The organism is Maribacter luteocoastalis, assembly GCF_048890225.1.
GTDB classification, from domain to species: Bacteria; Bacteroidota; Bacteroidia; order Flavobacteriales; family Flavobacteriaceae; genus Maribacter; species Maribacter luteocoastalis.
The window spans coordinates 61900-73668 of record NZ_JBMFZG010000007.1 but is presented as its reverse complement, the minus strand read 5'-3'; the positions used below and the strand labels follow the sequence as shown (position 1 = coordinate 73668).

General features: G+C 35.4%; 11 protein-coding genes. 2 read left to right on the top strand and 9 right to left on the bottom strand.

Annotated elements, in window-relative coordinates; translation table 11 throughout:
- Together ACOCEA_RS14090 and uvrA are read right to left on the bottom strand one after the other, a co-directional pair.
- Complete coding sequence (locus tag ACOCEA_RS14090; protein WP_420756902.1) at positions 1-687, bottom strand: LOG family protein; 687 nt, start codon at positions 685-687, stop codon at positions 1-3.
- A 24-nt stretch (positions 688-711) separates the two neighbouring features.
- Positions 712-3546, bottom strand: a complete 2835-nt coding sequence (uvrA, locus tag ACOCEA_RS14085) for an excinuclease ABC subunit UvrA (protein WP_420756901.1) — start codon at positions 3544-3546, stop codon at positions 712-714.
- A 198-nt stretch (positions 3547-3744) separates the two neighbouring features.
- On the opposite strand from uvrA, the gene ACOCEA_RS14080 reads away from it, so the two are divergent.
- On the top strand, positions 3745-4467 hold the full coding sequence (locus tag ACOCEA_RS14080) for an energy transducer TonB (protein ID WP_420756900.1): 723 nt from the start codon (positions 3745-3747) through the stop codon (positions 4465-4467).
- 49 nt (positions 4468-4516) lie between these two features.
- Complete coding sequence (gene cls / locus ACOCEA_RS14075) at positions 4517-5920, top strand: cardiolipin synthase (protein WP_420756899.1); 1404 nt, start codon at positions 4517-4519, stop codon at positions 5918-5920.
- Here the strand turns inward: cls and ACOCEA_RS14070 are convergent.
- The 7 genes from ACOCEA_RS14070 to ACOCEA_RS14040 all read right to left on the bottom strand — a co-directional run bounded on the left by ACOCEA_RS14070 (position 5915) and on the right by ACOCEA_RS14040 (position 11731).
- Positions 5915-6922, bottom strand: a complete 1008-nt coding sequence (locus tag ACOCEA_RS14070) for a 2-hydroxyacid dehydrogenase (RefSeq protein ID WP_420756898.1) — start codon at positions 6920-6922, stop codon at positions 5915-5917. The two genes, cls and ACOCEA_RS14070, sit on opposite strands and share 6 nt — an antisense overlap.
- Positions 6903-7562 carry a hypothetical protein gene (locus ACOCEA_RS14065; RefSeq protein ID WP_420756897.1) on the bottom strand — a complete coding sequence of 220 codons (660 nt, stop codon included), beginning with the start codon at positions 7560-7562 and terminating at the stop codon, positions 6903-6905. The genes ACOCEA_RS14070 and ACOCEA_RS14065 overlap by 20 nt, the downstream gene beginning before the upstream one ends.
- A gap of 13 nt (positions 7563-7575) precedes the next feature.
- A complete protein-coding gene (locus tag ACOCEA_RS14060) occupies positions 7576-8019 on the bottom strand; it encodes a hypothetical protein (protein WP_420756896.1) in 444 nt (147 codons plus the stop codon).
- Positions 8020-8115: 96 nt separating this feature from the next.
- Positions 8116-8535, bottom strand: a complete 420-nt coding sequence (locus tag ACOCEA_RS14055; protein WP_420756895.1) for a hypothetical protein — start codon at positions 8533-8535, stop codon at positions 8116-8118.
- Positions 8536-8611: 76 nt separating this feature from the next.
- Positions 8612-9982: an MBL fold metallo-hydrolase RNA specificity domain-containing protein gene (locus ACOCEA_RS14050; protein ID WP_420756894.1), complete on the bottom strand. Its 1371-nt coding sequence runs from the start codon at positions 9980-9982 to the stop codon at positions 8612-8614.
- Between the two features lie 2 nt (positions 9983-9984).
- Positions 9985-10818, bottom strand: a complete 834-nt coding sequence (locus ACOCEA_RS14045; protein WP_420756893.1) for an ATP cone domain-containing protein — start codon at positions 10816-10818, stop codon at positions 9985-9987.
- A 13-nt stretch (positions 10819-10831) separates the two neighbouring features.
- Positions 10832-11731 (bottom strand): mechanosensitive ion channel family protein, encoded by a 900-nt coding sequence (locus ACOCEA_RS14040; protein ID WP_420756892.1) that lies wholly within the window; start codon positions 11729-11731, stop codon positions 10832-10834.
- Between the last annotated feature and the right edge of the window lie 38 nt (positions 11732-11769).

Genomic DNA, 11769 nt, shown 5'->3' with positions numbered 1-11769 from the left:
TTAAAAATTAGGACTAAGTGTGTGGCCTTTGTAAAAAGCATCTATCACCTCTACCACTTCATCTTCGGTGTCAACAATTTTTATAAGGTTTAAATCTTCTGGACTAATATTTCCTTGTGATAACATGGTGCCTTTTATCCACTCAAACAAGCCTGTCCAAAAATCACTACCTACAAGGATTATTGGAAACTTGCCTATTTTATGTGTTTGTATGAGCGTAATTGCCTCAAATAACTCATCTAAGGTGCCAAAGCCACCAGGCATTACCACAAATCCTTGGGAGTATTTTACGAACATCACCTTTCTCACAAAGAAGTAATCAAAATCCAAACTTTTATCAGGATCGATATAAGGATTGTCATGTTGTTCAAAAGGCAAATCAATATTTAATCCTACTGATGTGCCACCTGCCATATTCGCGCCTTTATTGCCAGCTTCCATAATACCTGGTCCACCCCCAGTGATAACCCCGTATCCTGCTTCGGCAATCTTTTTTGAGATGCTGACCGCTAGTTGATAGTACTTCCCATCCTCTTTGGTTCTTGCAGAACCAAAAACGGAAACACAGGGTCCAATTTTGCTCATTTTTTCAAAACCGTTCACAAATTCACCCATAATTTTAAATATGGCCCATGAATCATTGGTCTTTATCTCATTCCATCCTTTATGATGTTTTTCTCTTCTCATATATTTTTGAGCTGTATTTTAATTTTATAATTTTAATTCTTTCCTCAAAAACTCTGCCGTATAGCTTTTTTTGTCTTTGCTTACTTCTTCAGGAGTGCCGCTGGCAACTAATTGTCCGCCAGAACGCCCTCCCTCATAACCGATATCAATTACATGGTCTACCATTTTAATTACATCTAAGTTATGCTCTATTACCAAAACGGTGTTTCCTTTATTGGCCAATTTATTCAAAACTTCCATTAACACTCGTATATCCTCAAAATGAAGTCCAGTTGTAGGTTCGTCTAAGATATAAAATGTATTACCGGTATCCCTTTTTGATAGTTCGGTAGCTAATTTAATTCGTTGGGCTTCCCCTCCAGATAAGGTTGTGGATTGTTGCCCAAGTGAAATATAACCCAAACCAACATCTTGAATGGTCTTTAACTTACGATGAATTTTAGGAATAAGTTCAAAAAACGCTACTGCGTCATTAATGGTCATTTCCAAAACATCGGAAATAGATTTTCCTTTATATCTTATTTCAAGGGTTTCCCTATTAAATCTTTTTCCATTACACGTTTCACATTCTACATAAACATCTGGGAGAAAATTCATTTCAATCACCCTAAGTCCGCCACCTTGGCACGTTTCACAACGTCCACCCTTTACATTAAAACTAAATCTACCAGGCTTATAGCCACGAATGGCCGCTTCTGGTGTTTTGGTAAAAAGGGAACGGATCTCACTAAAAACACCTGTATAAGTAGCTGGATTGCTTCGAGGTGTTCGGCCAATAGGTGATTGGTTTATATCTATAACCTTATCTATGTGCTCCAAGCCGGTAATCTTTTTATATGGCATTGGTTTTTTGACACCATTGAAATAATGTGCGTTCATTATTGGGTAAAGGGTCTCATTGATCAGGGTTGATTTTCCACTGCCAGAAACACCCGTAACCCCAATCATTTTACCCAATGGGAATTCAACTGTTAAGTTCTTTAAATTGTTACCGGTACAACCTGATAATACAATTTTTTTGCCGTTACCTTCCCTTCTTGTTTTTGGAACTTCAATATTTTTAACTCCTGTAATATAATCCGCTGTTAGGGTGTGATGGTTTTTAAGCTCATCTGGTGTGCCCTGTGAAATAATTTCACCACCATGTTTACCGGCTTTGGGTCCAATATCTATCACATGGTCTGCGCGCTCTATCATATCACGGTCATGCTCCACTACAATAACAGAATTACCTATATCCCTTAAGGCTTCCAAGGATTTTATAAGCCTAGAGTTATCACGTTGGTGCAAACCAATGCTTGGCTCATCTAGAATATAAAGTACGCCAACAAGTTGTGAGCCGATCTGGGTGGCCAGCCTAATTCTTTGTGCCTCTCCTCCAGAAAGTGTTTTAGAGCTTCTGTTAAGTGAGAGATAATCTAGCCCTACATCTAACAGGAAACGTACCCTTGTCCTAATCTCTTTAATGATCTCTTCGGCAATTTTTAATTGATTTCCAGATAATCTTTTTTCGAGATCGGCAAAGAAATGTGCGAGTTCCGCAATATCTAGATTTGCCAGTTCTGCAATGTTCTTGTCTTCTATTTTAAAGTAGAGAGATTCTTTTCTTAAACGGCTGCCTGCACAGGAAGGACAACTCACTTTGTCCATATATTCCTTGGCCCATCGTTTAATAGAAGTGGACTCTGCTTGCTCAAATTGGTTTTTTATGAAGTTGGAAATTCCTTCATAGTCTATTTTATAGTTACGTTTTACGCCAAGTGATTTAGAATCTACCTCAAAACTTTCGTTCCCACCATGTAATAAAATATCCATTGCATCTGATGGAATTTTATTTATTGGGTCCGTAAGTTCAAACTCAAAACGTTGTGCAATGGTTTCAATCTGTTTAAAAGCCCAAGATTTCTTGTATTCCCCTAAGGGAGCTATGCCACCGCTTTTAATGGATAGCTTTTTATTTGGGAATATTTTAGTTTCGTTTACTTCATATACATGACCCAGACCACTGCAATTGGGACACATGCCTTTTGGTGAGTTAAACGAAAAGGTATTAGGTTCTGGAGTAGGATAAGAAATACCTGTGGTTGGGCACATTAAATCCCTACTAAAATATCTAGGAACTGAGGTGCCTTCTTCTAAGACCATTAGTACATTGTTGCCACTGTACATTGCCGTATTTATGGTTTCTGATAAACGTTTATGAAAATCCTCGCTTTCTATAACTTTTAAACGGTCTATAACTATTTCAATGTCATGGGTTTTGTAGCGATCTACTTTCATCCCTTTGACAATATCCTTTATTTCACCATCTACCCTTACTTTAACAAAACCTTGCTTGCCAATTTGCTCAAATAATTCTCTATAATGCCCCTTTCTACTCTTTATTATAGGGGCAAGTACATTAATTTTTTTATCTCGGTAGGTATCTATGATGAGCATTTTTATTTGTTCATCACTATAGCTTACCATTTTTTCTCCTGTAGTATAACTATGTGCATCTCCCGCACGGGCAAAAAGCAATCTTAAAAAGTCATAAACCTCTGTTATAGTACCTACGGTAGATCTTGGTGATTTAGAAGTGGTTTTTTGTTCTATGGCAATTACAGGGGAAAGTCCATCAATCTTATCAACATCCGGACGTTCCAAACCACCTAAAAATTGTCTGGCATAGGCAGAAAAAGTTTCAATATACCTACGTTGGCCTTCAGCATAAATAGTATCAAAGGCCAAAGAAGATTTACCACTACCAGAAAGTCCAGTAATAACTACAAGTTTCTCCCTTGGTATGGTAACATCTATATTTTTAAGGTTATGGACACGAGCGCCTTTAACCTCAATATTCTCTTCGTAATTAATCATGAATTCATAGCAAAGTTGCAAAAGTACAACATTGACTATAATTATAGCCGCAACACTATGAAATAGAACTTGGTATACGTTACTTAAAGTTATCCTGTTAAGTGCTATGCATACGTTAGAAAAAGAGCTGTGAAACTGACTAATGTCATATTAAATCAACCAAAGTTGAAGTAACTTGATTACTATAATATTTTGATTATGGAACTAAAAAAGAATCCAAAAGCAGATTTGAACAAAGACAGGGGACTATACTTTGTCATTGGTCTCTTTGTTGTGCTTTTTTTGGTTTGGAGAGCGTTTGAATATAAGCGTTATGATCCCATACGGGAAGTGGTAATTTCTTATTCTATAGAACCAGAACTTAAGGAAGAGGTACCAGTTACTGAAATTTTAAATTTGCCACCACCTCCGGCACCACCAGCAGCACCAGTTGTTATAGAAGTAATAGAAGATACAGAGGAAATTGAAGAGACCATAATCCAGAGTACGGAAATTAGTCAAGAAACAGAGGTTGCAGAGCGAATCATATCAGTTGATGAGATTGTGGTTGAAGAAATAGAGGAAGAAGTCACTATTCCGTTTGCAGTGATTGAAGATATACCTGTATTTCCAGGGTGTGAAGAAGGTTCTAAGGAAGAAAAAAGAATGTGTTTTCAAAAGAAGGTTCAGGAGCATGTACAAAAGAATTTTAAATACCCACCAATAGCTGTTGAAATGGGTATTCAAGGCAAGGTTTATGTACAGTTTATAATAGATCAAAACGGATATATTACTAGTATACAAACTAGGGGACCAGATGAATTGTTAGAAAAAGAGGCAGAACGTATTATAGCCTCCTTGCCAAGAATGACCCCTGGTATGCAGCGAGGAAGGGCAGTTAGGGTTCCGTATAGTATTCCTGTTAATTTTAAATTGATGTAATTATATAATTCCATATACCTAAATTGAACTTGTATTTATAAAATAAAGTATGTGGACAATCCTTATTCTTGTTCTTTACATTGTTATTGCCATATCCATTGTAATTAGCATATTGCTTCATGGCGCCAAACCTTCTAAAAGCCTTAGTTGGCTTTTGGCGATATTTACAATTCCCGTGGGTGGTATTATCCTATACCTTTTGCTGGGAAGAAATAGACGTAAGAACAAACTACTGAAATTAAAGAGAAAAGCCTTCTTAGATCTGCCAGCACCAACTACGGAACATACAGCCGCTATGAGTGGTAAATATAAAAAACTCATGAAGCTTGTGTACAGTAATTCTCACTTCTCCCCAACTAATGATAATCAAATTAAACTTTTAAAAGATGGCAAAACCACTTTTGAATCTATTTTTGAAGCGCTCGAAAATGCCAACATCAGAATACATCTACAATATTACATTTTTGAAGAAGGGGAATTGGCCAACAAACTTATAGAACTTTTTGAAAGGAAAATAGCGGAAGGCGTCCAAATAAGGATGATTTATGATGTTATAGGAAGTCTGTCCCTAAGTAAAAAATATTTAAAAAAACTAACATCGATGGGGGTAGAGGTATATCCTTTTCTCCCATTTAAATTTGGAAGATTTCTTTCTTCTCTTAATTATAGAAACCATAGAAAAATTATTGCTGTAGATGGTAAAGTTGCGTTTACAGGGGGCATCAATATTTCTGATAAATATTTAAAAGGAGACCCTGCTCTCGGCAATTGGCATGATATGCATATGCGAATAGAAGGTAGTGCTGCAATGCATCTAGATTATATTTTTGCCATGGATTGGTATTTGGTAAGTCAGAAATACATCAATTCTATAACTGTAATGACTGATGGTGATTCCAATGCAGGTAAGTTGGTGCAGATTGTGTCCGGTGGGCCAGATGATGATTTTCCTTCATTAGAACAGGCCTATTTAAATATGATGTATAGTGCTAAACATTACCTATACATTACCAATCCCTATGTTATTCCTGGGCAGGCAATTATACAGGCGTTACAATCAGCTTCACTAAGTGGTGTCGATGTTCGGTTGTTGATATCGGCAAATGCGGATAATAAAATTGTCAACTGGAGCGTAAGGTCTTATTTTGAAACGCTACTAAAGGCAGGCGTTAAAATTTATCTTTTCCCTGATGGATTTTTACATAGTAAGATAATTGTTTGCGATGATGCTGTTTCTAGCATAGGCACCGCAAATCTTGATGATCGCAGTTTTGAACAGAATTATGAGGTAAATGCTATAGTTTATGATGAGGAATTCGCAAACCTTTTGAAAGCGGATTTTTTAGCCGATGCCAATGTAAGCAGTATTCTTTCTTACCACGAATATATTAAACGGCCTTGGACGGATAAATTAAAAGAAGGTTTTGGAAAAGTCTTTAGTCCATTATTATGAACTAATCAAATCAAGCCCCAATTCATTTTTAGCTGTTTTACCTTCTTCCCAACTGTTAATGTTGTCAAAGGTGATTTGGGCAATATTGGACAATGCTTCTTTGGTGACAAAGGCTTGGTGCGGTGTAAGCAGTACATTTGGGAAGGACAATAGTTTTTTTAATTGTTCGTCCTTTATTCCTTCCTTAGAATGATCCATAAAAAATAAGCCTTTTTCTTTTTCATAGACATCGGTGCAATAACCACCTATTTTTTTGTTTTCCAACGCATTGATCAATGATTTGGTTTCCACAATGCTTCCTCTTGCAGTATTAATTAGGATAACATCATTTTTCATCAAATCCAAATTTTTGCTATTGATAAGGTCATAATTATCATAGGTCAATGGAACATGGATGCTGATGATATCTGAATGAATACAAATCTCCTCCAAGGTAGTATAGTTTACATCACATAATTCTATTAAATCACTGTCTGGCATAAGATCAGTAGCAAGAATTTTACAGCCAAATCCATGCATGATCTTTACCATTATACTGCCAATTTTTCCTGTACCTAAAATACCTACCGTTTTGCCGTGAAGATTAAACCCAATTAGGTTATCCTGCAAAAAGTTAAATTGGTGTACTTGCTCATTGGCTACAATTATTTTTCTGTTTAATGCCAATAAGAGGGCCACCGCATGTTCTGCAATGGCATGTGGCGAATAGTCCGGCGCATTGGCAATCTTAAATCCCAGTTTTTTAGCCGTTTTAAGGTTTATGTTGTTATGACCGGAGGACCTTAGGGTAATAAAACGAACACCTAAATCCCATAATTTATCCAACACTATAGACGAGGCATCGTCTCCTGAAAATATACTTATCGCATCAAAACCAACGGCCTTAATAGCTGTTTCAGAACTTAATGCTTCCGCTTCATAGGTTACTTTATGGGCATTATTGTTCGACTTCTTTAAAAATGGAATTTCAAACTTTTTAGCACTATAGACCAGTAATTTCATTCTTTTCTTCTTTTCTAAAAATAAGATCTTGCTCTTCCATGGCCTTCACCACCAATTTTATGTAATCTTTTACCGTTTTGTCTATGTCCTTCGGATCTGTAATATCTATACTGCCACGCCAAATCATAGAACGATCCTTTCCTTCACATATGCAGTATAAGGTGGTCTGTGCATGATACACAGTAAAGGTTTCATAATAATCGTCAACATAATATATATCTTGATGACTTAGGTAGTCATTGTAGAAATCACCTCTGTAATTATCCCATTTAGACGTTGTGGTCAAAAAACTTTCCCTATTTTCTGATCCTACAATTTTTGTAAGTAGAATAGCATCAAAATCTTTATCCAATAAACTTTGCTCCATGGCGTCAAGTTCTTTTTCTGTTCTTCTGACATCTGTGAAATTTACATCAAAAACATCTAGACTGCGCATGGCTTCAACACCTCGTTTATCAAATTCTTTCTGTAATTGACTTTCAAAATTGTCCCTAGCTTCTTTACTTTGGGCCATGCCCACTAATAAAACCTTGTTGGCGTCAAATAGAACAATTTCAGGGTTTTTCCAGTTTTCAACCAAACTTGTAGAGGAACACCCTGTCATTATAAGTACTAAGAAAATTTGTATTAGTTTTTTCATTTTAGAGGTGGTTTTAACGTAGTAATCGGTTTTGTTTTTCTTTTTTCATAATGGTAGATATAAAAATGAATAGCTTTTTCTTAGCTTTTCTATATTCTTTTGTATACGTGTTCATAGCATTAAGTAGTTCTTTATGGGTTTCTATGTAAGCCTTTTCCATTTTTAACTCATCTACTTGGTCTACCATAATTTCTAATTCATTTTCGTGTGCTTTTACCTTCTTAATCAATATACCAACCTCTTTTTCTGTTTTTTGTATTTGTGAAATTATTTTTTTGCTTTGATCAAATATTTCTGGCTCTGCAAGTTGCAGGGAATAGGATTTAACAAGGTCATTTAAAAACAACTGTTCATCTATAATGAAACTTAGTTCTGAAAGCCATAACTTGGATGTGGCATGCATTTCTTCTGCACTTAACCATTCCACATAGGTATATTTAGTTGTATTTGATTTCATGGCCTAGATATTAAATTACTTCTAAAATAGCCGAAGTGCAAATCAATAAAAATGATAATTATCAGTAATAAGAAGTTGTTCAATGAAGGAATTGCTTTATGGTTTATGCTTTTTTAGTATACCACCGGTATAGTTATAAAATTCCGTTTTTAACTTTTGATAGTCGTTCATATAATTTTTAATGGAATTTTTTAATTTTTCATGTTTTAGAAAATCAATTGGATCTAAAGGTATTTCATTACGCTCCAGTAAGCCACCAAGGTTATTTTCATGCTTGGATATTTGATTTTGAACTTCTTGTTTTTTCTCGGTGCATTTTTTGAGATGTGCCTTGTATTCTTGTAAACGTTCAAATAGATTCGGTGTATCCGGTTCAAAAATATAAGAATCCAGCATATTGTTCATAAAGGCAATCTCATCATTTATAAATTGCAGGTTAGATTTGAAATCTTGAATTTCCCAATGCAATTCTTCAATGTTTTTTTTGATTTCTGAATTTGGTTCATTTTTTTTCATGGTCATAAACTTTGCCAACCAACAAACCTATTTTTATACGATGGCAACCGCAATGACATGCGTCATTTCTACGAATTTAAATCAGAAACTCCCTTACTTCATTCAATTTTGGAATATGTATATGCCAGCCATGTACATCTTTAATTTTAGACCTAAAAGCATCTAAAGCCAAAGGTTCACCATGAATTAGAAACACAGTTTCAGGAATATTCTTAATAGCATTTATCCAATGTAGCAATTCATTTTGGTCTGCATGTGCAGATAAACTTTCTATATGTTTAATAGTGGCCTTAATAGGATGGTATTTGCCAAAAAGTTTAAGCTCATGTGCGCCTTCCAATAATTGTCTGCCCCTTGTGCCTTCAGCTTGGTAGCCCACTAATAATACGGTTGTAGAAACTTCATCAATCAATTGTTTTAAATAGGTAAGTACCCTACCACCAGTTACCATGCCACTACCTGCAATTACTATCTTAGGTCTAGGGTCATCAATAGTTTTCCATGTGTCCGCATAGGAACTAATGATATTGAAGTGGTGGCACATAGCGTGGTATTCTTTTATTGGTAGCTTGTGCCAATCGGGAAATCTTTCAAAAACGGATAATACATTGTTGCCCATGGGACTATCTATGAAAATAGGAATATTGGGAATCTTGTTTTTCTTGAACAAACTCCATAAAGTATACATTAAGGACTGTAAGCGTTCCACCGCAAAAGAAGGAATAATGAGGTTGCCCTTTTCTCTAATTGTCTTGTTAATTAGCTCTATTAACAGGTCATCAACATTTTCTTGTGGATGTAATTTATTGCCATAGGTACTTTCTATAAACAAATAATCTGCCCATTTGGGACATTCAGGGGAAGATAATAACAAGTCCTCTGTTCTTCCAATATCACCTGAGAATACAAATAGTTTTCCAAATATTTCCAGTTCAATAAAAGTGGCTCCTATGATGTGACCGTTATACTTAAATTTGAACCTAATGTTTTCTGATATCGTAATCCATTTATCCTTTGGTTCTGATTGGAAGAAATCAATTGTGTTTTCTGCTTCTTTAACCGTGTAAAATGGTAATGCAGGATGATGCTTAGAGTACCCTTCGGCATTCGCTTGTTCTGCTTCTTCCTCATGGATCTTGGCGCTGTCCATCAAGATTATTTTGGTTATGGCCAGGGTAGGGGCGGTACCAATTATTTTTCCACCGAACCCTTCTTTTACCAACCTAGGTAAATAGCCGGTATGGTCTAAATGTCCGTGGGTAAGAAGAACAACATTAATTTTAGAGGTATTTATGGGTAAAGGTTTCCAATTTAATTGTCTTAATTCCTTTAAACCTTGAAACATACCACAGTCCACCATTATATTGGATTCTGGTGTTTCAATATAAAATTTTGATCCTGTTACCGTACCAGAAGCACCTAAAAAATGTATTTTAATTTTATCCATTACTATGAATGACAAAGTTGTTTAATTTCATCAAGTATTTTTTCCTTTCTAATTTTGGCTACCCCAAGATGGTCTAAAAAGAACTTGTCTTTCCATAGTTGTCTGCAAAGCACCACATCCCTTCCTAATAAGAACTGCTTTTCCCGTTTGCTTAATAGCGTAGATACCGTTATTGGATAAAGGCCTAAACGGTCTATGCGATCCTTGAGCCCATCACCAAATGGATAGTCCCAACTTAAAAGATATAGTCCTGCGCACTTGCCATATTGTATGGCATCTTGGGTAAATCTGGTATTGGTTACCACCCAACCAATATCCATTGCTTTGTTTTTGCTTTTTTTACTGTCCCAATGGGCCTTTACATCTTTATACCTAGAATGAATATATAAGGGTATTTTTACATTGCAATTACGGCCTTCCTCTCCATGAAATTTACATTCTATAATTATGATATTGCCATTTTTTTCTGCAACAACATCGATCTCATGGGTAACACAGATACCGTTCATTATCTCACCAGTTTTTGTAAAATAACCAGAATACTGTAATATAGCGGCGACAAAACGTTCAAATGGAAAACCCGTTGGACCTAATTCATAAATAGCTTTTTTTAGTTTGTATTTAGAGGCAAAAACCGATTTATGTTTTTTAAGTAGTGCAAAAGCCCTGTTATATATTTCTTTGGTAGATATACCCTCATAAACCTCGTCTTGCACCTTATCCACAATTTGTTCTATTACATCATGGCCAGCACCACTGTGTTTCAATGAATTTCGCAATTTATCCATAGAAAATTTAGCCTTTTCCCCAGAAGATTTTACAATAGCTACGTCCATTATACTTTCTTTTTTATTTCTGCAGGTTGATTTCCATTTTTGGAATTTTTAGCAATTGTAGTGTCTGGGATGCTAGTTGTACTTTGCCGTTTGTCTCTAATATTGCTTTTTGTATTTCTTGAAACAACTCATGCTTTGTGCCTCTTCTAAGCTTATAGTCTGTAATATAGCGAAGATTAAGCTCAATCCAATTATCCGTAAGACCTAAGGCTAAGGTAGGTTCTAATTTTGCATCTTCTATATAGTAATGAGCGACCATCTCTTTCCATTTTGCCATGGAGTTCTTGGTATATTCCAATAATAGCGAATTCGCTTTGTCTAAAACTAATTTCTTTGCCAATTCTATGTCTGATCCATAGGTGATTAATATGTTTAACTCATCCCATACAAAGGGAAAATCCATAGAGTAGTTTTTAATGGGCCCTTTGAAAACAAATGAATTACTGATTTTCACGATTCTACCGGAATAGTTATCACTGCTTACCCATTCTCCCATTTCCATTATAGTGGTGTAAATACTATCAATATCAATAACATCACCTTTGATATTATGAATCTCTATACGATCACCTGGTTTATAAACGCGAACAAAAAAAATATAAAAGGAGCCTGCAATACTTAAGATGAGCTCTTGTAAGGTAAAGGTTATACCCGCCGTAAAAAGACCTATTATTATTGTGTAATCCTTAATGCTCTCTGCGGTAAATGAAATAAGCACTAAGAGCAATATCAAAACATAACCTACTATTTCTACCCCTTTTTGTGCCCTATATCTAATGGTTATGTTCTCTATTCGTTTTTTTAAAATTTTACGTAGGAAACCTATTGAAATTAAAATAACGAACAACCATAATAAAAGTTTAATGAGTTTAGAAATGAATGGTTTTTCTAATAAGTCTAAAATTGCGTCCATACACCTTTAGTGTAAATTATGCCTATTACAACTGTGTA

What these genes read in the sequence shown, in the direction of transcription:
- ACOCEA_RS14060 (WP_420756896.1), bottom strand. Translation starts at nt 8,019, where the DNA reads ATGAAATCAAATACAACTAAATATACCTATGTGGAATGGTTAAGTGCA.
- ACOCEA_RS14065 (WP_420756897.1), bottom strand. Translation starts at nt 7,562, where the DNA reads ATGAAAAAACTAATACAAATTTTCTTAGTACTTATAATGACAGGGTGT.
- cls (WP_420756899.1), top strand. Translation starts at nt 4,517, where the DNA reads ATGTGGACAATCCTTATTCTTGTTCTTTACATTGTTATTGCCATATCC.
- ACOCEA_RS14070 (WP_420756898.1), bottom strand. Translation starts at nt 6,922, where the DNA reads ATGAAATTACTGGTCTATAGTGCTAAAAAGTTTGAAATTCCATTTTTA.
- ACOCEA_RS14040 (WP_420756892.1), bottom strand. Translation starts at nt 11,731, where the DNA reads ATGGACGCAATTTTAGACTTATTAGAAAAACCATTCATTTCTAAACTC.
- ACOCEA_RS14050 (WP_420756894.1), bottom strand. Translation starts at nt 9,982, where the DNA reads ATGGATAAAATTAAAATACATTTTTTAGGTGCTTCTGGTACGGTAACA.
- ACOCEA_RS14055 (WP_420756895.1), bottom strand. Translation starts at nt 8,535, where the DNA reads ATGAAAAAAAATGAACCAAATTCAGAAATCAAAAAAAACATTGAAGAA.
- ACOCEA_RS14080 (WP_420756900.1), top strand. Translation starts at nt 3,745, where the DNA reads ATGGAACTAAAAAAGAATCCAAAAGCAGATTTGAACAAAGACAGGGGA.
- ACOCEA_RS14045 (WP_420756893.1), bottom strand. Translation starts at nt 10,818, where the DNA reads ATGGACGTAGCTATTGTAAAATCTTCTGGGGAAAAGGCTAAATTTTCT.
- uvrA (WP_420756901.1), bottom strand. Translation starts at nt 3,546, where the DNA reads ATGATTAATTACGAAGAGAATATTGAGGTTAAAGGCGCTCGTGTCCAT.
- ACOCEA_RS14090 (WP_420756902.1), bottom strand. Translation starts at nt 687, where the DNA reads ATGAGAAGAGAAAAACATCATAAAGGATGGAATGAGATAAAGACCAAT.